This window comes from Streptomyces sp. NPDC047880 (assembly GCF_040706515.1).
GTDB lineage: Bacteria > Actinomycetota > Actinomycetes > Streptomycetales > Streptomycetaceae > Streptomyces.
Genome location: NZ_JBEZOK010000004.1, coordinates 252,942 through 275,594, shown reverse-complemented (window position 1 = coordinate 275,594; position 22,653 = coordinate 252,942). Strand labels below are relative to the sequence as shown.

The 22,653-nt window shown below is 69.1% G+C and carries 26 protein-coding genes; 14 read left to right on the top strand and 12 right to left on the bottom strand.

Annotated elements, in window-relative coordinates; all coding sequences use genetic code 11:
- Positions 1 to 34: 34 nt before the first annotated feature.
- From AB0937_RS09175 to AB0937_RS09165, 3 genes are read left to right on the top strand one after another with little or no spacing between them, the layout of a single operon-like run.
- On the top strand, positions 35 to 628 hold the full coding sequence (locus tag AB0937_RS09175) for a hypothetical protein (RefSeq protein ID WP_366710550.1): 594 nt from the start codon (positions 35 to 37) through the stop codon (positions 626 to 628).
- Positions 609 to 1,277, top strand: coding sequence for a hypothetical protein (locus AB0937_RS09170; RefSeq protein ID WP_366710548.1), 669 nt, complete (start codon positions 609 to 611; stop codon positions 1,275 to 1,277). The genes AB0937_RS09175 and AB0937_RS09170 overlap by 20 nt, the downstream gene beginning before the upstream one ends.
- A gap of 32 nt (positions 1,278 to 1,309) precedes the next feature.
- A complete protein-coding gene (locus AB0937_RS09165; protein ID WP_366710547.1) occupies positions 1,310 to 1,849 on the top strand; it encodes a hypothetical protein in 540 nt (179 codons plus the stop codon).
- 276 nt (positions 1,850 to 2,125) lie between these two features.
- Here the strand turns inward: AB0937_RS09165 and AB0937_RS09160 are convergent, their stop codons facing one another.
- The 5 genes from AB0937_RS09160 to AB0937_RS09140 form a co-directional block, all read right to left on the bottom strand.
- Positions 2,126 to 2,779 carry a hypothetical protein gene (locus tag AB0937_RS09160; protein ID WP_185012750.1) on the bottom strand — a complete coding sequence of 218 codons (654 nt, stop codon included), beginning with the start codon at positions 2,777 to 2,779 and terminating at the stop codon, positions 2,126 to 2,128.
- Positions 2,776 to 3,459: a hypothetical protein gene (locus AB0937_RS09155; protein ID WP_185012749.1), complete on the bottom strand. Its 684-nt coding sequence runs from the start codon at positions 3,457 to 3,459 to the stop codon at positions 2,776 to 2,778. Before AB0937_RS09155 ends, AB0937_RS09160 begins: the two co-directional genes overlap by 4 nt.
- Positions 3,456 to 3,725 (bottom strand): hypothetical protein, encoded by a 270-nt coding sequence (locus tag AB0937_RS09150; RefSeq protein ID WP_366710546.1) that lies wholly within the window; start codon positions 3,723 to 3,725, stop codon positions 3,456 to 3,458. Before AB0937_RS09150 ends, AB0937_RS09155 begins: the two co-directional genes overlap by 4 nt.
- A 196-nt stretch (positions 3,726 to 3,921) precedes the next feature.
- A complete protein-coding gene (locus AB0937_RS09145; protein ID WP_366710545.1) occupies positions 3,922 to 5,223 on the bottom strand; it encodes a putative T7SS-secreted protein in 1,302 nt (433 codons plus the stop codon).
- A gap of 3 nt (positions 5,224 to 5,226) precedes the next feature.
- Positions 5,227 to 5,541 carry a hypothetical protein gene (locus AB0937_RS09140; protein WP_366710544.1) on the bottom strand — a complete coding sequence of 105 codons (315 nt, stop codon included), beginning with the start codon at positions 5,539 to 5,541 and terminating at the stop codon, positions 5,227 to 5,229.
- Positions 5,542 to 6,228: 687 nt separating this feature from the next.
- Between AB0937_RS09140 and AB0937_RS09135 the strand changes: the two genes are divergently transcribed.
- The 5 genes from AB0937_RS09135 (at position 6,229) to AB0937_RS09115 (ending at position 8,333) form a co-directional block, all read left to right on the top strand.
- The gene (locus AB0937_RS09135; RefSeq protein ID WP_366710543.1) at positions 6,229 to 6,891 is read left to right on the top strand and encodes a hypothetical protein; all 663 of its coding nucleotides are present in this window, start codon (positions 6,229 to 6,231) and stop codon (positions 6,889 to 6,891) included.
- Between the two features lie 65 nt (positions 6,892 to 6,956).
- Positions 6,957 to 7,259 carry a hypothetical protein gene (locus tag AB0937_RS09130; RefSeq protein WP_366710542.1) on the top strand — a complete coding sequence of 101 codons (303 nt, stop codon included), beginning with the start codon at positions 6,957 to 6,959 and terminating at the stop codon, positions 7,257 to 7,259.
- The gene (locus AB0937_RS09125; RefSeq protein ID WP_366710541.1) at positions 7,256 to 7,684 is read left to right on the top strand and encodes a hypothetical protein; all 429 of its coding nucleotides are present in this window, start codon (positions 7,256 to 7,258) and stop codon (positions 7,682 to 7,684) included. The genes AB0937_RS09130 and AB0937_RS09125 overlap by 4 nt, the downstream gene beginning before the upstream one ends.
- Positions 7,685 to 7,754: 70 nt before the next feature.
- On the top strand, positions 7,755 to 7,928 hold the full coding sequence (locus AB0937_RS09120; RefSeq protein ID WP_366710540.1) for a hypothetical protein: 174 nt from the start codon (positions 7,755 to 7,757) through the stop codon (positions 7,926 to 7,928).
- A 111-nt stretch (positions 7,929 to 8,039) separates the two neighbouring features.
- On the top strand, positions 8,040 to 8,333 hold the full coding sequence (locus AB0937_RS09115) for a hypothetical protein (RefSeq protein WP_366710539.1): 294 nt from the start codon (positions 8,040 to 8,042) through the stop codon (positions 8,331 to 8,333).
- A 77-nt stretch (positions 8,334 to 8,410) separates the two neighbouring features.
- Here AB0937_RS09115 and AB0937_RS09110 read toward each other — a convergent pair whose 3' ends face one another.
- The 4 genes from AB0937_RS09110 to AB0937_RS09095 form a co-directional block, all read right to left on the bottom strand.
- A complete protein-coding gene (locus AB0937_RS09110) occupies positions 8,411 to 9,439 on the bottom strand; it encodes a hypothetical protein (protein ID WP_366710537.1) in 1,029 nt (342 codons plus the stop codon).
- Between the two features lie 53 nt (positions 9,440 to 9,492).
- A complete protein-coding gene (locus tag AB0937_RS09105; protein WP_366710536.1) occupies positions 9,493 to 10,164 on the bottom strand; it encodes a hypothetical protein in 672 nt (223 codons plus the stop codon).
- Positions 10,165 to 10,380: 216 nt separating this feature from the next.
- Positions 10,381 to 10,707, bottom strand: coding sequence for a hypothetical protein (locus AB0937_RS09100; protein WP_366710535.1), 327 nt, complete (start codon positions 10,705 to 10,707; stop codon positions 10,381 to 10,383).
- An 11-nt stretch (positions 10,708 to 10,718) separates the two neighbouring features.
- Positions 10,719 to 11,021, bottom strand: coding sequence for a hypothetical protein (locus AB0937_RS09095; RefSeq protein WP_366710534.1), 303 nt, complete (start codon positions 11,019 to 11,021; stop codon positions 10,719 to 10,721).
- Between the two features lie 162 nt (positions 11,022 to 11,183).
- On the opposite strand from AB0937_RS09095, the gene AB0937_RS09090 reads away from it, so the two are divergent.
- The 3 genes from AB0937_RS09090 (at position 11,184) to AB0937_RS09080 (ending at position 14,946) form a co-directional block, all read left to right on the top strand.
- Positions 11,184 to 11,411, top strand: a complete 228-nt coding sequence (locus AB0937_RS09090; protein ID WP_033309133.1) for a GntR family transcriptional regulator — start codon at positions 11,184 to 11,186, stop codon at positions 11,409 to 11,411.
- A 399-nt stretch (positions 11,412 to 11,810) separates the two neighbouring features.
- Entirely contained in the window at positions 11,811 to 13,736 is a 1,926-nt protein-coding gene (locus AB0937_RS09085) for a glycosyltransferase (protein ID WP_366710532.1), read from the top strand.
- A gap of 151 nt (positions 13,737 to 13,887) precedes the next feature.
- On the top strand, positions 13,888 to 14,946 hold the full coding sequence (locus AB0937_RS09080) for an LCP family protein (RefSeq protein ID WP_366710530.1): 1,059 nt from the start codon (positions 13,888 to 13,890) through the stop codon (positions 14,944 to 14,946).
- Positions 14,947 to 15,005: 59 nt separating this feature from the next.
- Here the strand turns inward: AB0937_RS09080 and AB0937_RS09075 are convergent, their stop codons facing one another.
- The 3 genes from AB0937_RS09075 to AB0937_RS09065 all read right to left on the bottom strand — a co-directional run bounded on the left by AB0937_RS09075 (position 15,006) and on the right by AB0937_RS09065 (position 19,088).
- Positions 15,006 to 15,710 carry a hypothetical protein gene (locus AB0937_RS09075; protein ID WP_366710529.1) on the bottom strand — a complete coding sequence of 235 codons (705 nt, stop codon included), beginning with the start codon at positions 15,708 to 15,710 and terminating at the stop codon, positions 15,006 to 15,008.
- Between the two features lie 77 nt (positions 15,711 to 15,787).
- A complete protein-coding gene (locus tag AB0937_RS09070) occupies positions 15,788 to 17,047 on the bottom strand; it encodes a hypothetical protein (RefSeq protein WP_366710528.1) in 1,260 nt (419 codons plus the stop codon).
- Positions 17,037 to 19,088: a hypothetical protein gene (locus tag AB0937_RS09065; RefSeq protein WP_366710527.1), complete on the bottom strand. Its 2,052-nt coding sequence runs from the start codon at positions 19,086 to 19,088 to the stop codon at positions 17,037 to 17,039. The genes AB0937_RS09070 and AB0937_RS09065 overlap by 11 nt, the downstream gene beginning before the upstream one ends.
- Positions 19,089 to 19,696: 608 nt before the next feature.
- On the opposite strand from AB0937_RS09065, the gene AB0937_RS09060 reads away from it, so the two are divergent.
- From AB0937_RS09060 to AB0937_RS09050, 3 genes are read left to right on the top strand one after another with little or no spacing between them, the layout of a single operon-like run.
- On the top strand, positions 19,697 to 20,434 hold the full coding sequence (locus tag AB0937_RS09060) for a hypothetical protein (RefSeq protein ID WP_366710526.1): 738 nt from the start codon (positions 19,697 to 19,699) through the stop codon (positions 20,432 to 20,434).
- 17 nt (positions 20,435 to 20,451) lie between these two features.
- Positions 20,452 to 21,342, top strand: a complete 891-nt coding sequence (locus AB0937_RS09055) for a hypothetical protein (RefSeq protein WP_366710524.1) — start codon at positions 20,452 to 20,454, stop codon at positions 21,340 to 21,342.
- Positions 21,339 to 22,646, top strand: coding sequence for an ATPase, T2SS/T4P/T4SS family (locus tag AB0937_RS09050; protein WP_234848657.1), 1,308 nt, complete (start codon positions 21,339 to 21,341; stop codon positions 22,644 to 22,646). Before AB0937_RS09055 ends, AB0937_RS09050 begins: the two co-directional genes overlap by 4 nt.
- The last annotated feature ends 7 nt before the right edge of the window (positions 22,647 to 22,653 follow it).

Below are 22,653 nucleotides of genomic sequence, written 5' to 3'. Positions count from 1 at the left end.
CCACCAGCGGCCTGTTCGAGGGAGGCTGAAAATCATGGACGACCAACAAGAGCTCGGGCAGTGGGAGTTCATCGGCCGCCGGGGAGGCGATGTCGTCACTTTGGTCAGTGGTTCGATGATCGCCGCTGTCCCCGAGGCGAAACGGGCCGCGGAGGAAGCGGGACGGAAGCTACGGTTCGACTTCTTGGACGACCGGGCGGTGCTGTCGCTGCTGCGTCGGCGTCACGACGACGAGCAGGACATGTTCAAGGCCGGTGTGGCCCATGGAATGCCCCTGGCGCTGGTGGGCCTCGGGGCGGTGCTCTACTGGGGCGGTGTGGCGCTGTACTGGGAAAGCCCCACCGCGCGCACGGCCTATCTGGCGGTCGCCGCGGCCGTCCTGCTCACGCAGCTCTTCTTCTTCGTACGAAGTGCCCGATCGCACTGGGGTGATCCGGTCCGGCAGAACCTGCGAGCGCGGGCCAAGAGCTACCGGGAGATCGCACACATCGCTCGAAAGGGCGGCGCCGACATCCCGGCTTTCTACCCGCACTACGGCCCCTACCCCTTCGCGGCGACCTTCCGTCCTGAGGTGGACGACCGCGAGAAGTTCGAGAACGAAGGCGCAGATGACCACGGACACCGTTGAGGAAGCCAGGCGCAGCCTCGAGGGAAGCGACGGCATAGAGGTCCGCTGGATCATGCCGGAGGGTTTTCTCGAACTGCCCTTCGAGGCGGACGATCTGGACGAGCTGGCCGAGCGACTCGTCGAGTTGGCCAAGCAGGCCCTGCCGGGTGCCGACGAGGAAGTGCAGGTGCAGTACGCCGCGATGTGCGCGGCGCACTACGACGAGTTCATCGAGGCGGGCGTGCAGTACGCCGGCTTCGTCACCACCGAGGTCGACGGCGTCCGCTGCACGGCCACGGTGAACGTCAGCCTCCTGGACCTCGACGAGCGGGCCGGTGCCAATCCGGCGGGCTTCATCGCGACGACGATGCGGCACCTGGAGCTCGGAGACATCGGCGAAGTGCAGCTGCCCTGCGGCCCGGCGGTGACATGCGTCGGCAACCGCTCTTCCCACATCGACGGCAGTCTGACGCAGTCAGGCCGGGACGAACCGATCTGGACGTCCTTCATACAGGTCCAGATACCCCTGAACAACGGCACGGTCCTCCTGCTGGAAATGGGCACGCCGACGGTCGAAGGATGGGACGTCTTCTCCGCGATGTTCGCCGGGGTGGTGAAGAGCGTCCGCCTCTTCGACACCGATGGAGCTCCGCTGGTGATGCCGGGGTGAAGGGCGCGGCGCCGGGCGATACCTCACCGACGGTGAGGGCGCCGAGGGACTACAGGCTGCTGGTGCCGCGCGAGTGGTTCCGTGTCGACCTCATGCGGGACCGCTGGCGCGCCCAACTCAAGACGTTCGTCGACCGCCAGTCGGAAGGCCGGAACGTTTCCGCGGAACTCAAGCGGGACGTATGGACCACCCTGCGCAACACTGCGGAGGCCGGCCGGGCGCGCGGGGCCATGGAGTTCTTCCTCCTGGCGACCTCGCAGGACGGCGGCCTCCCGGCCTCGCTCCTCGTGTCCCTGATACCGCTGGGCGACACCCCCGCGGACCCGGAGAAGTACGCGGCGTGGCTCGAGTTGCGTGAGCCGGAAGGCGCCGGGCGGAGGGTGTCGGTGGTGGACCTCCCGACGGGTCCGGCTGTGCGCGTCATAGGGGCCACGACGCTGAGCGTGCATGTCTCGATGCCGGGCGGGGTCGGCTACCTCACGCTCTCCTTCGCGGCTCCGGTCATGGGGATGGCCGGTCCGATGGAGCGTTTGTGCGACGCGATCGCGGGGTCGTTGCGGTGGGTGGAGTGACGTAAGGGGCCGCCCGCAGACTTCGGGAGGACGCCGGGGCGCGACCGCTTTGGAATCGCCGGAGTGAGTCTCTGCCTGGTGGTCGGCGCGGGCGAGGTCCTGCTGCTCATGGGCCTGTGGAAGCGGTTCGTCGCGGGACCGTCCCGACGCCCGTGGAGCTGTCCGCAGGACCTGGGGCATTCGGTGGAGTCCTCGGTGCTGTCACCGCGCCAGGGGCGGCGGAGGGCTGCGCCGCGCCCCCGGCGTCTCGGGTGGGATCCGCCTGGCACGCGGAGGTCATGAGGACTTCCAGGTATCGGCTTCCTCATCCGGGCTGATCCGGATGGTGCGGGCGAATTCGTCGACATCGTCGAGAGCCCGGAGGATCCTGCCGGCGTCGGGATCGGCCAGGATGATCAGGACGTCCGCGGCTTCCTCGCCCTTCTCGTAGCGCCAGGCGTAACGGAGTCCGACGTGCACCTCGTTGCTGTCGTCGTCCTGGTAGTAGCGCAGCACCCGCAAGCCGGCTCCCAGGTGCGGAGAGTCGAAGTCCTCGACGATGGGGGGCTCCACGGTGTAACTCGCATCGGCATGGGTGAGCTCCCGCAATGCCGTTTCCCGGTCTTCGCCCTCCTCGATCTGCACCAGATCGACATACGCCGGAAGCGGGATCTCCCGAGGGTGCGGGAGATGGAGGAAGACCTCGAAGTCCGGAAAGGCCGCGGGGGCCCTGAGGGCGTACATCAACAGGATGTTGGTCAGCAGGTCGACTTCGCCCGGCTCTGGCTTCTCCGACGCAAAATCCGCCCAGAGACCCTCGGCGAAGTAGCGTGCCCACGCTTCAGGCGTCTGTGCCTCCTCGACGTCCTCAAGGCCAGGCTCCGGCCACATGAGCGGGATGCGGATCCAGGGGGCCAGATCCATGGCGTGCTTGACGTTGAGCCAGCTCACTCATAACTCCATCTGAACGTGCCGACCACCGCGTCGAACAACTCGACCAGTACGCCGGTGAACTCACTTTCCAGATCGCCGTCACCTGGTGTGGAGAAGTTGATGCTGATCCAGCGACCGGGACCGTCGGCCACGGGGAGCACATACTCGACCCGCCGCGTCGGCAGGGCGGTCTGCCGTACGGCTTCGGGGGCGGAACTCAGCTCCTCCTCGGCAGGGGCGGAACGGTAGGCGCGGCGGAGCGCGGGAGCCCCTGCCACCTCGACCTCCGTCGCCGTTCCGTCGGGGACGCCTTCGTCGGCCAGTTGAGCGATCACTGCCTGTGGAGGAACCGCATGGTCTTGACCGATCGGCATCTCGGCAACGATGAAAGAGGCCATCAGGAAGATCCCCCCGCGTGGGAGCACCGGAAGGTAGAGGTCAAGGCCGCCGTTTCTCCTGGCTGCACGGGCCTGCTTCTCCATCTGGCGACGCATGTCCAGTCGGAAGCGCATCGCCTCGTCCCGGGGAATGCCTTCCGGGACTTGCCCCATGTGTGAGAAGAGGACATTCTCGAGCGCTTCCTTGGTGCCCTCGCGCAGGGGGATGCGAACCCAACCGGGTGGCAGGACGAGCTCATAGCCGCGGGGAGCGGCCAGCTTGACGGGGGATGGCTGTTGCTCCAGATCGGACGTACTCACGCGCCTGCCTGCTTCTTGAGCTGCCGGTCGGCCACCAGGATCGTGAGGGAGGAGAGCACCGAGATCACGGCCAGCCAGCTGTAGCCGAGGGCCGCGAATACGTTCGGGAGCAGGAAGAGGCAGGAGACAATCTTGATCACCTGGGAGAAGTTGGCACCCCTCCTCGGGTCGCGGATCAGCTCCCGATTCTTGATGAACAGGAGCAGCATCAAGACGGGTGCCACCATCATCGGCCAAGCTGCGTAACCTTTGGTGAGCCAGTCCATCCCTCCATACTTGCTTCCAAGGTCCTGGAAGGCGAAGCATAGGATCGGCACCAAGGTGAACGCGGCAAGGAATTTCATGGCCCGAGACTCTTCCGGGCTTTTCGCCGGGGCTGTTGCCACTATCTCCCACTCCAAAAAGAAACTTGCTTCACATCTTGTTGTGTCTGGTCTCTGTGGGTCGAACCTAGCGCAGGAGTCACCAGCGACTCCCGACTTCACGTGTCAGAACATCCTTGGCATCTCCATAAGCGTCCCCGCCAAGCTTTTCTCCGGCCTTGTCGCCGAGATCTACGAAGGTAGCTGCTCCGTAGTTCAAACGAAAATTCCTTACGGCCTTGTCAGTTGCATCGGCCGCCGCCCGCACGGTGGCATTCCCGCCGAACTCGGCCCGCATCGCCTTGGCGAACTTGGAGGCGCTGGCGACCTCCCCCTCGCCGCTCAGCAGGCGGTCCAGCCGGGTCGTCCCGGGTCGCGTTTCCTTCGCCCCGATCTGACGCAGCGCATCCTTCGCGCGCACTGCTTTCGCGCCGCGGGCCGAGTCGGCACCGTATCGCATGACGTTCTTGTCGAGCAGCTTGCGCAGATTCGCATAGCGCTGGAATCGCCCCGCCCTACTGGCGGTCTTGAGCGTCGTCGCTGCCGCCTTCACACCCTTCATCGCGATGCTGCCGAATCCCAGCGTCGCCAGCGCGAAGACGTCCATGGCGACGTCCGCCCAGTTCCCGTCACCGGAGAGGGCCAGCAACGTGTGCCCGACGCCGACAAGTGCCGTGAGGCTGAGGGTGGTCACCGTGATGAGGGTCGCCAGCCAGCCGACCGGTGTGAAGAGGAGGGCGATGACCCCGATGATGGTCGCGGCCCAGCTCAGTACTTCGATGACGCTCTTGATCGTATCCGCGTGCTCGTGCACCCAGTCCTTGAAGTTCTCCCACTTGCTGTCCTTGATGACATCCGAGATGTCAGCGCCGATGTTCTTGGCGTAGTACTGGGCACGGGAGTTGCGGTCGGAGATGACCTGGTTGAGCTGCTTGTGGTAAGACGCCAGGTGGATGTTGGGATCGGACTCCTCCGACGACTTGTTGTCGCCGTCTTTGCCGTCCTTCTTGGCCTCGGCTTCCTTCTTCTTCACCTCGGCAGCGTGTTCCTCGTCAGCCTGCTTCGCGGCTCGAAGGACGCCGTCGGCCCGCTCCTGGAAGCCCTCCAGCTCGTTGGCCCAACTGCCGAGGTCGCCCACCACGCGTTCGTAGCGACCCGCTGTCTCGCGGAAGCGCTTCTCGAGGTCGCCGGACTTCTCGCGGATCTTGTCGGCGTATTTGCCCTGCAGGGCGTCGCCGTCAGCGGCCTTGCGTAGGATGCCGGCCTGGTCGCGGAGGGTCGAGGCGAGGTCCTTCATTCTGCGGACCTCGTCTCGGATGTCCTCCGGATCGCCGGGGATCGGGTCCTTCTCCGCCAGCGGATGCCAGTCGACCGGTCGGCGTTTTCCCTTACCTGTGCCCATCGGTCAGTTTCCCCCGTTCTGGCTGTGCTTTTTCTCGCTCGCCTTCTTGAGGTCGAGGTCCAGCTTTTCGAAGCTCTTGAGTGAGGTCTCTACTTGCTTGCCCAAGTCCTCGACGTTTTCGAGGAGTTCACGTCGATAGTTGTCCCAGTTGCTGACGAACTCGTCCATCTTTCCGGAGATGCTCTCATGGCCCCAGATGTCATGAATGTCGGAACGATGCTTATCGATGCCTTTGAGGGCTCTCTTGATGTCCCTGAGATTTGTCTTCGAAGACTCCAGAAGTTTGTAGTCGACCACCAGGCGGTCGTGCTCCCCCATGGGTCCCTCCATCTGTACGTGCGTCGTCAAAAATACTCTTGTGCGGGTTCAACCCGCTGGCACGGTCACCGCAAACGCCTCCCCGCTCGTCAGGGCGCAGTCCCTGGGCCTTGCTCGTGAATGTGGGCACCCAATGATGTGCGGGGCCGGATCGGGCAGCACCGCCGCCGGTCACGGCCGACACCGGTCGTCGCAGGTCCGTGACCTGCCAGTGGCGGACCGCGCCTGTAACCGGTCAGCGGTCGGCGGTCGTGCACGCCCAGGCGGTGGCGCCGAGCGTCTGGCCGAACGGTCCGTGGCGTGAGCCGTAACGGAGAGCCTGTGGCGGACGCGGCGGCGGGCGGAACTGCAGACGGCGTATCAAGTGACTCACCCCGAGAGCGAGAACGGTGTGCCAGGTACGCCGACGGTATCTGTTGGGTTCCGCGGTCTGTCGGGCAGAGCCTCTCGGTGAAGGGGGTGATTCCTGTGCTTGCGGGTGGAGTTGGGGGTGTGCATAGGCGGCGCGTCATCTTCTTCGAGACGTGAAGCTGGTGAAGGTTCGTAGACGCGGGCGATCCTCCATGTGAAGGGGTCTCCACATGGATCACACGACCGTACCGGTCCTGATAGGCGTTTCGGTGAACGGCTGCGCCCCATGGGATCATCCGTTGTCACGCCGACCATCTACCTCTGAGGACGAGCGCCATGCTGACTACCCGCCGGAGGGTGGCTGCGGCCTGCCTCCTTGCTGCTGTCACTTTCTCTGCGGCTGGTTGCAGCAGCGATTCGGATGACGGATCGAGTAGCGACGAGATCGCAGGAGCCGGTAGGGGAGGTAAGGGATCATCGTCGTCGTCCGCATCCGTTGCGCCGGAGGAAGGCGCGCCGACGTTCGACTTCCCGTCGGATGTCAAGGCTGCGGTCGAGAACGAGCAGACCGGAGATGCTACGAAGGACGCGATCCTGCGAGACGTGGCGTACTCGGCTCAGGCACGCCTGGAGGCCTTCAGTAAGGGCAGTGGTCGGACGGCGAACATGAACCGCTATTTTGCGGCCTCGGCCCTTACCTACTGGACCGATCGGATCGCGGCGGTCAAGGAGGACGGGCTCACCGTCAGTGGTGACTATCGATACTTTGGCTTCGAGGTCACGGACGTGACGAACGGCAAGACCACAGCGGTCCGTTACTGCGAGGACCAGAGCAAGGGGTATAGCAAGGAAATCAGCACGAAGAAGGTGCTGCGTACCCAGCCGAGCGACAAGGACTTCATCCTGTACACCCTTCAGGCCGCCAGGGACTCGCGGGGTGACTGGCAGGTACAGAAGCAGAGCTGGAAGAAGGGGGACGCGTCGTGCGTTCAGGGGTAGGGGTACGGGCGGCTCGGCAGGATCGTCGTCCGATTCTCCGCGCGGCCGCCGCCACGGGGCTCCTGGTGACGTTGTGCCTCGGCTCCCCTGCGTACGCGGGTGACGGCCAGGTCAGCGGTGACAGCGGCACCACTGAGACCGCCCAGCCGGGTGCCGAGTCGGGCGTCGGCACCGATGCCGGCGCCAAGTCCGGCAAGGGTTCCATCGGTGCCCACATCCGCATCAACCAGAGCACCCTGGCCTCGAGCGGCGCCACCGCGTCCGCCACCTCCGCCGATGCCAACTGGGAACCGCCCGTGTGCTGGTACGAGCCCATGTACACGGGGGAGGAGTACGAGACGTTCATCTCGCGGACCGGCTGCTCGTGAACCTCGGTACGCGGGTCGAGTTCAAGGGCGATCTCGACCGCGTGTGGACGACCGCCAGCCTCGACTACAAGGGCGTCCAGCTCGCCGCCACCACCGTGGCCACGCCGGTGGCGCTCAAGGTCGAAGCGGGTACCACCGACGCGGACCCGCAGAGCTGCACGTATGACCTGGTCAAGGGCAAGGGCGGCTACACGGCCGACAGTGAGGGTGTCGGCTGCAACGTCACGTATCTCCGGGCGTCCGGCAACGGTACTTACCCTTTCAAGGCGTCGATCACCTGGACGGTGACCTGGACCGACTCGGCCGACCCGGACGGTCCAGCGCGGCAGTCGGGGCTGCCGGACGGGCTGTCCACGTTCGAGCAAGATGTGACGGTCAAGGAAGCCCAGGCAGTGAACCGTTCGACCGGCGGAGACCATGTCTGAGACCGCGGTGCGGGTATCGCGGTGCGGTCAAGGAGCCTGGTGGCGCTGCGACTTGATGCGGTGGGCGGCGTTGAGCGTCGCATGTGCCGGCGGTTCGCTCGGGCTCGCCTGGCTCGGGCCCGTCGTGCCGTTGCCGAGGCCAGTGGGCGGGGTGGCTCTGCTCCTCGCCTGGATCGTGCTGCCGCTCGCTGCGGCTCTCGTGCCGGTTCTGGTGCTGCGGAGGGTTCCGCGCAAGCGGCGGTAGGCCGCCTGGCAGTTCCTCTTCCCCGTTGTCGCCGGGGTTGCGCTGGGAGTGTTCGGCAGGGAGGCCGGTGACCAGGCCGCCCTGGCAGAGCGGGGCACATGGAGCGACGCCGTGGTCGTACGGAAGGACGACAGCGGGAAGACCAACTTCTGCGACCTGCGCACAGCCGACGGGCGCGAGATCTCGCCCGCGCTCTCGGAAGGCGAGGGATGCGGGGAGTGGGTGACGGCGGGCTCCAAGCTGCGGGTCCGGTATGACCCCGAAGGCGTTGCCAGGCCGACCACCGACGAGGAGACCGGCTCTGAGGCCGGGCTCCTCGCCGTCCTGTTCGTGCTCGCGGTAGGGATGGGGACGTGGGGTGGTGTGCGGCAGAGTCGGTGGGATCGGGAACATGTGGGGGAGTGAGCGAGTGAAGGGTACTTATCCCTGTCGAATCGGTGCTCGCTGCACCTTGCACCCTCGCTGCCCCCCTCTTCGCCCGGTCACCTGTTGACGGACTGGATCTCCTGGACGGTCACGTTCTGGTCGTTGCCGAAGGTGCCGTTCGGGAGGTCGCCGCCGGCGCCGCCGGTGCCGGTCCAGTTGATTTCCCACGTGATGGTGGCCCGGAGCTTGTACGTGCCGTTGCCGGAGGAGCGGAGGTACCTGATTCCGCACGGTGGGATCTCGTCGGCCTTGCCCTTGGCGTAGGGCTCGCCGATGGACTTGTCCGCGTTGATGACGCACTCGCCCGAGGCCGGGTACGTCACGGCGTCCTTGGTGCCCGGCTCCAGCTTGAGGGAGACCGGCCTGGCGGTGGTGGTGGCCTGGATGTTGAAGCCCGGGGCGTTGAGGGCCGCCGTCGCCTGGACCTCGTCGAAGACGGCCTTGTCGAGCCAGGCCCAGGTCGGCAGGTTCACCTTGGTGGTGGCCTCGGGGGCGAGGGTGACCTTGGTGTCGGGGAGCTCCATGTGCTGGTAGGCGAGGGCGGCGAGTATTTCCGGTGAGATGGCCTCTTCGTACTGGGGTGGTGGCGCATCGCCGTTCTCGACCCAGAAGGGGAGGTCGGTGCAGGAGGACCGCTTGAGGTAGTCCGGCTCGTCGGGGTTCTCGACGCCGGCCCAGAACATCCCCTTGCCGTCGTTCTCGACGTTGTAGTCCTTGTAGCCGGGAGTGTCGGCCCAGCCGTACCCGTCCTCGTAGTGGCGCTTCGTTTCGCCAATAGCCGACCCCGCGGTTCCGCCCATGCCGGGTGCCTTCAGTTGGCTGTCGATGTGCTTCGACATCTCCTTCTTGAAGTCCTTGGCGCCGAGGTACGGGGCGTACCAACAGGGCGGAGGCGTCCAGTTGACGTCGGAGGACGTCACGTTTCCGGCGCCGCCGCCTTTCGCTACGGATCCGGAGTACTGGATGCGGGCGGCGGCGTAGATGCCTTTGCCGTTGCCGCCACCCGACTGTTCTGTGTTGGCGCCCTGGGAGTTGGCTGGCTCTTCGCCCGCGTAGGCGGGTTCCGCAAGGGCGAGTACGCCCACGGTCAGCCCCAGGGCAGCTGCGCCTGCGCTGAGGGCTAGATGTCGTGACCTGTTCACTGGCACTTCGCCGCCTTGGCCTCGACGAACACCTTGGACGCCTGCCACAGACCATCTCCGGTGGGGAGTTTGACCATGATGATCTTGAAGTAGTCGAAGTCTGTGATGTTGGGGGCACCCTTCAAGACCTTTCCGGTCTTGATCTCTTTGGAGTAGAACTTGCTCGAATCCACGCAGAACGCAACCTCCACGGAGTTGCCGTTCGGCGCGGACCGGGTGGTGGCCTGGTAATGGCGCCGGGTGCCGTATGCCGTCCAGCCGCCGTCCAGTCGGGCGTTGATCTGCGTCTTCGCGTAGCTCGTCCCATCGCCTGTCGAGTAGGCGACCAGGGAGGCGTCCTTGGTCGTGCGCTTGTCCACGCCTCGGTAGATGGCCCGGACGAAGTTCGCGGCGTCATCCATCGCCGCCGCCTCGTTCTTGTCCTTCGGCTTGTCCCAGTCGAAGACCAGGTTCATGTCCTTCGGCAGGGACACGTCCACGCCGTCCGGCTTGTTCCCCGCAGGTGCTCCCGAGGCGGACGCCGACTCCTTCGGCGTCTCCGCCCCCTGGCCTGCGCCTGCGATCTTGTCGTTGTCGCTGGACTTGTCGTCCCCGCTACCGCAGGCCGTCAACAGCAGTGCTGCCGTCGCCGCCAGCGCGGCAGCAACGGGCAAAGGGCGGCGCTTCACAGTGGGCTCTCCCCGTGAGACAGATGTGAGGTCGGAGAGACAGACGCTATCGGTGAGGTTCTCGGTTTCGCCAGAGTGAACTGGACGACGCACAGGGCATTTGGGGCGTATGAGGGTGTTGTGGCGCGGAGTTGTGTTCAGATCGTGCCTCGGCGATGGCGGCCCCGGACGCTTGCTCGCCTGCGTCCGGGATCATCACTGCTGCCGGGAGTTTTGCTATCGCGTCGCCCTGCAGCCGGTGCACGCGCACGGCGGATATGTGGACGTGTAGGGCACGGGCTCGCCGGGGCCGCCGGCCGTGATCTCGACCTTGCCGCGGTCCTCCGTGATGACGCCGTCGGCGTCGACTCTGTAGACGTGGAGCGTCATGCGCGAGTGGCGGTAGGGAGATTGCAGGAGATCGACCGCGCCCTCCAGGGCCGGGTAGTGAGTGACGCACTCCTGGCAGGCGTAGATGGTGAGGGTCGGGCCTGTTGGGGCGTGGAACTGCCGGACGGGGACCGGTGCACCCGTGGAGCGCTCGCAGCGGGTACACATCCGCATCGCCGGGCGCGTCATCGGGTGGCCGCCGGTACCCGTACGCCGGCGATGCGCTTCGCGCCCACGTCGATACCGAGGGTGGCCAGGCGGGCGGCTCGACGGCGTTCACGTTGGCGGCGGCGCTCGTCGGGGTCCAGGACGTACGGGCGTACCAGGCGGCATGCGGTGCCGTCGAGCGGTTCGGTGAAGCGGGGCGGCGGGGGCGGGATAGGGGTGATCCGCAGGGGCGGCACCGCGCCGAGGCGGTGACGGCCATGTGGGCGTGGGGTGCACAGGCTCAGCATCCACGCGAGGGTGCGGACGGTAAGGTCCAGCATGTCGACGCTCCAAGTCAGCGTTGGCCATGCCCCGGGACGGCCACCAACCGTTGCCGGGGTCTGTCGTGGCAAACCGTATGGCTACCTGTAGATGCCTGTCTACCCATATGCACTTAGAAGTGCTTCTATGCCTCCATGCAGGGTCGTACGTACAGTTCACTGGTGTTCGAATTTGACCCCACCAGGCCGAAGTGGCAGCAGATCGCCGAAGTGGTCCGGCAGCGCATCGCCAGTGGCGAGTACCCGGTGCGAGGCTTGATCTCCGAGGTGAAACTGGAGCAGGAGTTCGGAGTTGCTCGGGAAACCGTTCGTAAGGCCACGGCAGCTTTGCGGGAGGAAGGGCTGATCGTCACCACCCGGGGTATGGGATCGTTCGTCGCGGAGCGCTGAGCGACTCCGGGCGGTCTCGGTGGGGAACCGGCATGCGGTCAGGCACGCCGAGGCCCTGGGGAATGTGCTGTTACGGCCATCCATGCGCCAGCCCGTAACTACACTCCCGGCCCATGCGTACCCCCCACAACACCAAGCGCCCCAAGCCGAGAAGAGACAGCGCCTCCCGAGGAGGCCGTGAAGGAGAGGCAGAGGGCGGTGACGCCCCCTGAGCAGTCCCGCCTCCCCCCAACCCCATCCCGTCGCACCAAACCCCGCCACAAACACTCCCGCGACCCCCGAGCCCACGGGCTCCTCCTCGCCCTCACGCTCCCCCTCCTCTTCGCCCTGCTGATCTTCCAGGGCTGGACCCAGCACGAGGTTGATGCCGCCAAGACGCGGTCGCCCTGTACGGCCCCCGTGCCCGACGCCGTAGCGAAGGGTGGGCCCGTGATCGGGATCAACCAGGACGGGATACGGACCGGGGCGATGCCCGCCCGGACCGTCGCGCTCACCTTCGACGGGGGGCCCGACCCCGTCTGGACACCCCGGCTCCTCGACCTGCTGCGCAGGCACAACGCGCGGGCGACCTTCTTCGTGCACGGGGCCCAGGCCGCCCGGCACCCGGAGCTGGTCCGGCGGATCCGGGCCGAGGGGCACGAGATCGGGTCCAACACGTACACCGGGGCCGTGCTCGGGGAGTCCTCCGCACCCCGTTTCCGGGCCGAGCTCGAGATGACCCAGAGCGCCCTCGCCGGGGCCACCGGACGGCGGACGAACCTGCTGCGGATGCCCCGCACCACCAGCCCCGACACCCTGTGCGGCCGGGAATGGCAGGCCGCCCGGCGGGCCGCCGGGTACGGGTACGTGCTCGTCGCCGCCGACAAGGGGTCGCGCAGGCCCGCACAGGGCATCGTCCGGCAGCTCAGCCAGACGGAGAGCGCGTACCAGGAGGCGCGCAGGCTGCTGAGGAACCGGGCCGTCGAACGGTTCACCACCGTCTCGGACGGGCTGGGGCTCGTGCCGTACACATCTCCCTCCCTCGTCCAGCGATGGGCCGGGCAGGGGCTCATCCGGATCACGGCCCTCGGGGAGGTCTTCTCCACCGCCATGATCTGGATCCTCGGCGTCGCCGGCGGGCTCGGGGTGCTGCGGCTGTTGCTGCTCGCGCTCTTCGCCCGGGCCCATGTGCGGCGGCTGGAACGGTTCCGGACCGGGGCGCCCTGGATGCGGGAGACGTCCGGGCCGGTCACCGTGCTCGTCCCGGCGTACAACGAGGAGGCCGGGATCGGATCGACCCTGCGGTCCCTGCTCGATTCCCGACACAGGGAGCTGCAGATCGTCGTCATCGACGACGGGTCCACCGACCGGACCGCCGGCATCGCCGAGACCATGGGGGACCCCCGGGTGGAGGTCGTACGGCAGGCCAACGCCGGAAAGGCCGCCGCCCTCAACACCGGGCTCGCCCACGCGCGGTACGACATCGTCGTGATGGTCGACGCCGACACCGTCTTCGAGCCCGATGCCGTCGAGCGGATCGTGCAGCCGCTCGCGCATCCCGCCGTGGGCGCCGTCAGCGGGAACACCAAGGTCGGCAACCGGCGCAGCCTGCTGGGCAGATGGCAGCACCTGGAGTACGTCTTCGGGTTCAATCTCGACCGGCGGATGTTCGAGGTGCTGGAGTGCATGCCGACCGTGCCGGGTGCCATCGGGGCGTTCCGGCGGGACGCGGTGATCGGTGTCGGCGGGGTCAGCGAGGACACCCTCGCCGAGGACACCGACCTGACGATGGCGCTGTGGCGGGCCGGCTGGCGGGTGCTGTACGAGGAATCCGCCGTCGCCTGGACCGAAGTGCCCACCAGCATCCGGCAGTTGTGGCGGCAGCGGTACCGGTGGTGCTACGGCACGCTGCAGGCGATGTGGAAGCACCGGGGCGCTCTCGTTTCCACCGGGCCCGCAGGGCGGTTCGGGCGGCGCGGGCTGACGTATCTCGCGCTGTTCCAGGTCGCGTTGCCGCTGCTCGCACCCGTCATCGACGTGTACGCGCTGTACGGCGTACTGTTCCGCGACCCGTGGGAGTCGGCCGTGGTCTGGTTCGCCTTCCTCGGCGTGCAGATCGTCTGCTCCGGCTATGCGCTGAGACTCGACGGCGAGCCGGTCCGGGCGCTGTGGTCGATGCCGTTCCAGATCGTCGTCTACCGGCAGTTGATGTATCTCGTCGTCATCCAGTCGCTGGTCGCGCTGCTGCTCGGCAGTCGGCTGAGGTGGCAGCGGATGAAGCGGTCCGGGACGGCGGCTGAACAGATCGGTGGGCCCGTTCCGTACAGGAGTGTGCCGATGCGCTGACCCGAGAGCCCCCCACAGCACCTTCGAGGCGTCGATGAGCGACTGGACCGACCGTCCGGGACAATCCCCCACGGAGTGGGCCCCACGGCGGGAGCCTCCCGCGCCCTCCCTCGCCCCTCCGCCCTCGACCCGTACCGCCCCCCTGCCCGGCATGCCCTCGCCCGCCGCACCCGGCCGTTACGACAGCGGCCCGCACCCACGCGGCGGACGCGGCAGCAGGAACCCGCGGCGCCGGGCGGGCCGGTCCCGCCGGTTCCTGCGTACGGCCGGTGTCCTGTCGTGCGTGCTGCTGCTCGGCGGCGCCGGTACGTACGTGTGGGCCGACACCCGGCTCAACCAGCAGGTCGACCTCGGTGCGCTCGGCGCCCGGGTGCCGGCCACAGAGGGCACCAACTACCTGGTCGTCGGCTCCGACAGCCGCGAGGGACTGTCGGAGCGGGACCGGAAGAACCTCAACACCGGCTCGGCCCAGGGCCGTCGTACCGACTCGGTGATCCTGCTGCACACCGGCGCGAACGGCACCACCATGCTCAGCCTGCCGCGCGACTCCTGGGTGACCCTCCCGCCCTACGTCGACCCCGGCACCGGCCGCAGCTACCGCGCCGCGCCGAACAAACTGAACGCCGCGTTCTCGCTGGGCGGCCCCGACCTGCTCGTGCGGACCGTGGAACGCAACACCGGCGTGCACATCGACCACTACGCGGAGATCGGCTTCGCCGGCTTCGTGGGTGTGGTGGACGCGGTCGGCGGTGTGGACCTGTGCCTCGACAAGGCCGTACGGGACGAGGACTCCGGCGCCGACCTGCCCGCCGGCTGCCAGACCCTCGACGGCGCCGAGGCACTGGCCTTCGTACGGCAGCGCAAGCAGGAGGCCCAGGGGGACCTCGGCCGCACCCGCAACCAGCAGAAGTTCCTCACGGCCCTCGCCCGCAAGGCCGCCACCCCTTCGACGCTCGCCGACCCGTCCAGGTCCTTCCCGACCCTGCGGGCCGGTCTCGACACGCTCATCGTCGACGAGGGCACCGAACTGCCCGACCTCATGGCCCTGTTCGAGACCATGCGCAAGGCCGCGTCCGGCGACGGCAGACGGCTCAACGTGCCCGTGGCCGACCCGGACCTGCGTACCTCCAAGGGCAGCGCGGTGAAGTGGGACGACCGGCGGGCCCGCGCCCTGTTCGCGGCCCTGCGGGAGGACCGATCACCTGGCTGATCGGCGGGGCGTCCCGGCCCGGGGCCGACCCCGGTCCTCCGCTCCGGTGGGCCGCGCACTCACTTGGCGAGCCTGGCGTTCTGCGCGCTGACCACCTTCGCGGGCATCCTGGCGTCGCTGGGCCGCGTGCTGTCGGCGATGGCGAAGCCGTTCACCGCGAAGTAGACGGCGAGAACGTCGCCGCTGCGGACGGCTTCGGTGCGCAGTGTGTGGGTGACACCCCGGAACGTCATCGTCGAACGGAAGGCGACGGCACCGGTCGTCGTCCCCTTCTCGGCGGTGACCGAGTCGTACGCCGTGGTGTTCTTGCCCGCCTTCGCAGTGAACCCGCCGGCGCATTCCGGTACCGCCTTCGCCAACCCGGCCAGCACCGACTCGGCCTTTGCCGCCGGCTCGTACGAGGCGAGAGTGATGTACGTGCTTTCCTTGCCGTAGCCTGCCCCGGCGCTGCGCGTGAGGTCGGCCTGCGGTTCACCGAGCGGGAGTTGGTTCATCGCGTAGGCCAGCGGGGCGCAGCCGGGCTTGTCGACCGTGACCTCGTCGGCGGATGCGGCGAAGGCGTACTCGGCTTCCGGCTCGGACACGTTGTAGCCGGGCAGGTCGCCCTTCGTCACGATGACCTTCGCCAGCCGCTGCGCCGGAGTGATCTGCTTGGCTTCCGGCGCCGACGGCGATGCGGAGGGCTTGTCCTCGCCGCCCGAGCAGGCGGTCAACGCGGAGGTCAGGGCCAGGACGGAGACGACGGCCAGGGCGGCGCGCTTCAATGGGGGCTCCTCGGTGGCTGATTTGAGCGAAGATCATGGCACGGTGGCCCGGGAGGTTCGTGATCGGGTTGTGTGGATCAACGGGCCTTCAGCCGCGCGGAGCTGAAACCGTCCAGCGGCGACATCAGCGAGCCGTACCCGGTCGCAGCCCACACGCTCCGCCCGGCCGCGACCTCGAAGTAGGGCACCCTACGGCCGCCTTCGTCCGTGTCGGTGAGCACCTCCGGGGCGCGGTGGTCCCGCAGCGCGTCCGCGCAGTCCTGGCACACCGCCACGTCGAGCCGGTCCCGTCGGCCGATCCGGCGCCAGCCGGTGCGGAGGGCGGCGCGGCCGTGCAGGGGGTTGAAGAAGCAGAGCGGAAGGTCCTGGGAGCCGGTGAGGGCGTCGCGGCCCTCCTGCGCCAGCGCCAGGGCGCCCGCCAGGTCCGGCAGGCCCCGGGCCCTGTCGAGGACCTTCCCGGCGGCGGCGTACGCGTCGAGGGCGCGCTGGAGTCCGGGTGTCGTGGCGACGTCGGCGGCCTGGGTGGACTCGCCCAGTTCCAGTACCTCCGCCTCCGCCCGGCGCCGCACCCGTGCCTCGTCGGCCGCGCGGGCCGACGCGAACACCAGCTGGGGGACGGCCGGGTAGGGCTCTCGCGCACGGAGCAGGGCGGCGCGGGCCGCGAACACGGTCAGCGCCAGGACCGGTACGGCGATCAGCAGCCACCAGCCGGTCACCCCGGAGCCGGATCCGCCGGCCGCGGAACCGGGTCCGGACTGCGCGGGAGGGGCCGAACCGTCCGGGGCCGCGTCCAGATCCCTCGTCGCCTCCTCGTACCGCTGCTCGCCCTTGCCCTCCGCCACCAGGTCCACGGCCTTCGCGGTCAGGTCCGCCAGCCCCGCGTCGCGCGTCTCGTCCAGGAAGCCGGCGGCGGCCACGGCGTCCCGGGCCTGGTGGGCGTCGGAGGGCCACTCGTAGCCCTCCAGCGAGTCGGAGAAGTCGCCGTCCGTCGTGATGACGATGAGTTCGCGCTGGTCCGGGAACCGGTCGCGGACGATTCCCGCCAGCACCTCGGAGTCGCCGTCGAAGGCGTCGCCCTTGGTGAGGGGCGTGAGGACGACCTTGATGGGCAGACCCGTGCGGCGGATCCGCTCCGCCAGTTGCCGCTGCCGGGACGGCGGTACGGCAGCGGCGTAGGCCTCGTCGACGTGCACGGGGGAGGTGCGCAGCGCGTTCGCGATGCGCTGCCCGGCGCTCGGGCCGCCGTCCCCGCCGGCCGCGTGGGCGGTGCCCGTGGTGAGCGCCGCCAGCAGCAGCGCCGCGAGGACGGTGATCAGGCGCTTGACGTCAGTGGACACCCGCGGTCTCCCTCACCTTGTCGACGAGCCGTGCGATTCCGTGGGGTACGGCGGTCAGCGGGCCGTCGGTCGCGTCGTAGTAGGGCAGGCTGCCGTCGCCCGGGGACGGGGCGGGCAGCTTCAGCAGACGGTCCGGGATGCCGCTCGGGTGGGCGATGGCGGTGGTGCGGCAGGCCTCGCAGACCGGGAGCAGACGGCGGGCGGCACCCTCCGCCGAGACGCGGACGTGATGGCGGCCGACGGCGGGCCCGTGCAGGGGGTTCACACCGCAGCACCGGTCCGTCGTGCCGCCGGAGAGCGCGGCGCGGCCCGCTCGCGCCAGCACGATGACGGCGACCAGGGTCGCGGGGTCGGTGCCGGACTGCCGGGCGCGGTCGAGGTCGCCGTCGAGGAGGAGCATCGCCGCGTCGAGGTGGTCCCAGGCGGGGCCGTGCTCGTCCCGGCTGCCGAACTCGCGCGTCAACGCGGTGAGTTCCGCGTGCGCGGTACGCCGGAGGTAGGACGCCGACGGCTCCGTCGGGGCCGTGCGGGACAGACGGTCCGTCGGCTCCGGCGCGGGGGATCGCCACCGCAGCAGGCTGCCGACACCCCACGTCAGCCCGGCCACCACACCGGACAGCAGGAGTGCCGCGAAGGCGCCCACGAACAGGCCGGGCCAGAAGTCGGTGGCGAACAGGGGTGGCAGGTCGTTCTCGTGGGCCGCGCTCGGGGCGGCGGGCGGGGTGTACACGCTCTGCGGACGGTCCGTGCGCGGAGCCTTGTCGAGGTGGGTCATCAGCGCGTCGAGGCGCTCGCCGAGGAGGTGGTCGTCGGCCTCGTCCGCCTTGCTGTCCCCGAACGTGAGGGAGTCCGGCAGCCCGAAGGACAGCCGGCCGGAGTCCAGGCGCAGCCCGTGGTTGACGACGTCGATGGTGCCGTCGTCCGGGTCGGCGACGACGTACACCCCGTCCCGGCCCACCTTGGCGTGCACCGCCGCGGCGAACAGCTCGGCGTCGCCGGCCGCCTCGCTCTCCGGCGTCTGCGGCACGAGCAGGACAAACACCGGGCCGCCGCCGTCGGAGCGCCGGAAGTCGCTGATCCGCTCGTGCAGCCGCTCCCGCTGCCGGGTGTCGAGGACCCGGGGGCTCTCCGGGTCGGCGTAGACGGGGTCCTGCTTCAGCCCGGCCGCGACCCGCTCCACCCGGGCGGACAGGTCGGCGGGGGTCGGCGGCCGGGCCGCGCTCGACGTGGTCTGGTCGAAGACGACGGGAGCGGTCAGGGCGATCGCCGCGGCGGTGAGGACTGCCGCTCCGGGCACGACCCAGCGGGGGACGCGCCGCCGGGCGCCGGAACGCCGACGGCGACGCCGCACGTACCCGGCCGTCAGCACGATCAGCAGTGGTACGCCGGTCAGCAGGCTCCCCGTGAGGAACGACTGGTTGTTGCGGTCGGACGGGCCGATGTACATCTCGGCCGGCTCGCCGCCGTCCCGGAACCTCTCGCGCGCCGCCTCCGCCCGCGCCGCGGCCTTCGGGCCGCCCTGGGCGATGACCTCCACGAAACACTCGAAGCTGCGCAACGGGCCCGCGTCATAGGGAAGTTCGTAGAGGGCGACGGTCGCGGCCGCCTCGGCGGGCACGCGCACGCCCCAGGCCGTGGCCTGCGCGACGTCCGTTCCCTCGATCAGGACGTACAACCCGTCGCGCCCGAGCCGGTCGTGCACCGCGCCGAGCAGCTGCCTGCCGTCCGAGCTGCTCAGCATGGGCAGGACCAGGAGGTAGGTCGGGACGCCGGTCTTCTTCGCGAGCCGGGCGAAGTCGGGCGCGGTGGAGAGCGGGACCTCGCGGGGGAGCTGGTCGCTGACGTAGACCGGGTTCTCGCGGAGGCGGTCGGCGAGGTACGAGCTCTGGGTGGTGGTGTCCACGGCGCCGGCGGGGGTGGCGGTTGCGAAGAGGGCCGCCAGCGAACAGAGGGCGAGGAGCAGCCCGAGCACGCGGGCGCGGCCCATGTCGCGGGCCCATGTCCCCGCTGTCCAGGTGCTGTTGGTCGTGACTGCCCTCACCGGTGAGCCCCCCGCGGTCCGATCGCTGTCCGCGCCGCACTCTACTCGGGGCTTCGCGAGTGCTACAGGTCGCCGGGTTGCGGATCGGCCGGTTCTCCGGAGGGGGCCGCCGGGTTGCCGTGGGGCGTCCGGAGCAGCCCCTCACCTCAGGCGGTGAGGGCATCCGTTGAGGGTCTGCCTTTACTCCCAAGAGTGTCGATAACGGAACAGTCCCGCACCCGACTTCGTGAGTGAATCGTGCAGGCATGATGGCCGATAGGTGACGAACGAGTCTGCTGGCAAGGGGTGTTGGGGCCCCGGGCGATTCGCTCGCGCACAGGTGACGGCGGCATGTGGGGCTGGTCCCGGGCGGGTTGGGTGGGTCCGACGTTGCAGATGGATAACAGGCCGCGCCCTGCGGCCCGTGGGGCCGGACGCGCCTTGAGGGGCTTATGTGCGGCTGATACGGTGCGATGGCTTGACACTCACCCTCAGTGCTGGCTATTCGCCCAGGTCGGGCGGGTACGTCCGGCCCGTCCCGTACTTCTCCGTGCGGGTCGTCGCGGGTGAAGTGTCCGAATGTGAAAGCAGATGACAGACATCTTCTTGGGTGTACGGGGAGCGGTTGCGTGAAGATCCAAGAGCGTACGGGGGCGGGCGCAGGTCGTTCTGCCGTTCCGGCTCAGCCGTCGGTCGGCGACCGGCTTCCCACCCCGCCTCGCGAGCGCAAACCGGCACTGGCCGCGCTCGCGGTGCTGCTCATCCTGGTGGGCGCGCTGGGTGCGACGATGCTCGTCCTCCAGGCCGGTGACCGCATCGAGGTCGTCAAGGTCACGCAGGAGATCCCCGCGGGCGGCTCGGTCAGCACGTCGAACACGACCTCTGTCATGGTCGCCAAGGACGACAGCATCCACTACGTCGAGTACGGCCAGCTGAAGCAGCTGCAGAAGCTGAAGGCCGTCAACCCCATCCCCGCCGGGGTCGTCGCGGTCGGCGAGATGTTCGGCGACGCCGCGGGCGTCGCCCCGGGCAAGGCCACCGTGGGTCTGTCCCTCAAGGCCGGCCAGTACCCGACCGGCATCAAGGAGGGCGACACCGTCGCGGCCTATCGCGTCAGCTCCGCCTCCGGTTCGGGCAACAGCAACAGCAACTCCTCGTCGTCCTCGGCGGCCGACAGCTCCGTCATCGTCGACAGCGGCCGCGTCAGCTACGTCCCGGGCCCGAAGGACAGCGGCGACGAACTCGTCGGCAGCACCAACCTCGCGGTCACCCTGACCGTCGACAGCGACAAGGCCGCCGCCCTGGCGCAGGCCGCCTCCAACGGCGAGGTCGCTCTCGTCAAGGTCCCCGGTAACTCCGGCAACTAGAAGGCGGCACTCGACCCATGGCGCTCATCGCTCTCGCCGCCGACAAGGGTTCCCCCGGCGTCACCACCGCGGCCGTCGCACTCGCGGCGGTCTGGCCGCGGCGTGTCCTGCTCGCCGAGGCGGACCCGGCGGGCGGTGACCTCGTCTACCGCAGTGCCGCCGCGCACGGCGGACCGCTCAACCCCAACACCGGCATGCTGTCCATCGCGGCCACCGCGCGCCGCGGCCTCGTGCCCGACCAGCTCTGGGACCACGTACAGCCGCTGAGCGGAGGACTGGAAGTCCTCGTGGGCCTCGGTGTCGCCGAGCAGGCCGCCGGGCTCGCGGGGCTGTGGCCGACCCTCGGGCACGCCTTCGCCTCCCTCGCCGACTCCCCGAACGCCGCCGCCGACGTCATCGCCGACTGCGGACGCGTCAGCGGGGACACCCCGGCCGTCGAACTGTTCCCGCACGCCTCGCTGGTGCTGCTGCTCTCCCGCACCGAGCCGGAGGCCCTCGCCCGCGTCCGTGACCGCGCCGCCGCCCTGGCCAACAAGCTGCACGGCGGGCCGCGCGGCGCCGCGAGCCTCGCCAACCCGGTGATCGGTGTCGTCCTGATCGCCGACACCGGCACGGCCGGCAAGCTCGCCTCGCAGGTCAACGACATGCTGGTGCACGCCCAGACCGGCGCCCGCGTGGTCGGCACCATCGCCGACGACCCGGCCGGCGCCGACCAGTTGGCCGGCCGCAAGCGCGGTCGCCTCGACAAGTCGCTGCTGATCCGCTCGGCCCGCAAGGTCGCCGCCGACCTCTACCAGCAGTACGGCGCCGCCTGGGCCGCCTCCGCGCAGGCCAACCAGGCACCGCAGGCCCACCACGCCCCGCACGCCCCGGGCCGGACGCAGGGCCACGCGGGGGCCGGAGCATGACCGCTGTCGACCACCAGTTGGTCAAGCGGTTCCGTCAGGACGCCGGCGACCGCATCGCCGAGCAGCGCCGACAGGACCAGGTCGCCGGTGTCACTCCGATGTCCACGGAGGACGAACGGCAGTACGCCCGCGCCGTCATAGCCCAGATCCTGGAGGAGTACGCCCGCGCCGAGATCAACGCGGGCCGTACGCCGCTGGACGCCGAGACCGAGGAGCAGTACGCGGCCGCCGTGCACGCCGCGCTGTTCGGCGTCGGCCGGCTCCAGCCGCTGCTGGACAACCCCGAGGTCGAGAACATCGACATCAACGGCTGCGACCAGGTGTTCATCGGGTACGCCGACGGCCGTGAGGTGCAGGGCGACCCCGTCGCCGAGACCGACGAGGAGCTCATCGAGCTCATCCAGGTGCTGGGCGCCTACTCGGGTCTGTCCTCCCGGCCCTTCGACTCGGCCAACCCGCAGCTCGACCTGCGCCTGCCCGACGGCTCGCGTCTGTCGGCCGTCATGGACGTCACCCGGCGCCCCGCGCTGTCCATTCGCCGGGCTCGCATGGGCAAGGTGTTCATCTCCGACCTGGTCGGCAACGGCACCCTGACCCCCGAGGTCGCCCACTTCATGGCCTGCGCGGTCCGCGCCCGCAAGAACATCATGATCGCCGGCGCCACCAACGCCGGAAAGACCACGCTGCTGCGCGCCCTCGCCAACGAGATCCCGCCGCACGAGCGCCTCATCACCGTCGAACGGGCCCTGGAGCTCGGCCTCGACACCTTCCCCGACCTGCACCCCAACGTCGTGGCCTTCGAGGAGCGCCTGCCCAACTCCGAGGGGCAGGGCACCATCTCGATGGCGGAGCTGGTGCGGCGCTCGCTGCGCATGAACCCCTCCCGCGTCATCGTCGGTGAGGTCCTCGGCGACGAGATCGTCACCATGCTCAACGCGATGTCGCAGGGCAACGACGGCTCGCTGTCCACGATCCACGCCAACAGCTCGCACGAGGTCTTCAACCGTATTTCCACCTACGCGCTGCAGGCCACGGAACGGCTGCCCATCGAGGCCAGCCAGATGCTGATCGCGGGCGCGGTCAACTTCGTCGTCTTCATCCAGCGGCGCAACAACTACGGCAACGGCGGCCGCCTCCAGCGCATGGTCACCTCCGTCCGCGAGGTCAACGGCGTCGACGGACGCGTGCTGTCCAGCGAGGTGTTCGCGGAGGCCCCCGACGGCCGGATCGTGCCGCACGCCCCCATAGCCTGCCTGGAGGAACTGATGGCACACGGCTACCGGCCGACCGGGACCTGGGGGTGAGCCGGGG

Excerpts from the sequence above, each read along its gene's own strand:
- AB0937_RS09175 (WP_366710550.1), top strand. The coding sequence starts at position 35 with ATGGACGACCAACAAGAGCTCGGGCAGTGGGAGTTCATCGGCCGCCGG.
- AB0937_RS09170 (WP_366710548.1), top strand. The coding sequence starts at position 609 with ATGACCACGGACACCGTTGAGGAAGCCAGGCGCAGCCTCGAGGGAAGC.
- AB0937_RS09145 (WP_366710545.1), bottom strand. The coding sequence starts at position 5,223 with ATGGGCACAGGTAAGGGAAAACGCCGACCGGTCGACTGGCATCCGCTG.
- AB0937_RS09080 (WP_366710530.1), top strand. The coding sequence starts at position 13,888 with ATGCCCTCGCCCGCCGCACCCGGCCGTTACGACAGCGGCCCGCACCCA.
- AB0937_RS09050 (WP_234848657.1), top strand. The coding sequence starts at position 21,339 with ATGACCGCTGTCGACCACCAGTTGGTCAAGCGGTTCCGTCAGGACGCC.
- AB0937_RS09095 (WP_366710534.1), bottom strand. The coding sequence starts at position 11,021 with ATGCTGGACCTTACCGTCCGCACCCTCGCGTGGATGCTGAGCCTGTGC.
- AB0937_RS09055 (WP_366710524.1), top strand. The coding sequence starts at position 20,452 with ATGGCGCTCATCGCTCTCGCCGCCGACAAGGGTTCCCCCGGCGTCACC.
- AB0937_RS09135 (WP_366710543.1), top strand. The coding sequence starts at position 6,229 with ATGCTGACTACCCGCCGGAGGGTGGCTGCGGCCTGCCTCCTTGCTGCT.
- AB0937_RS09150 (WP_366710546.1), bottom strand. The coding sequence starts at position 3,725 with ATGGACTGGCTCACCAAAGGTTACGCAGCTTGGCCGATGATGGTGGCA.
- AB0937_RS09100 (WP_366710535.1), bottom strand. The coding sequence starts at position 10,707 with ATGCGGATGTGTACCCGCTGCGAGCGCTCCACGGGTGCACCGGTCCCC.
- AB0937_RS09140 (WP_366710544.1), bottom strand. The coding sequence starts at position 5,541 with ATGGGGGAGCACGACCGCCTGGTGGTCGACTACAAACTTCTGGAGTCT.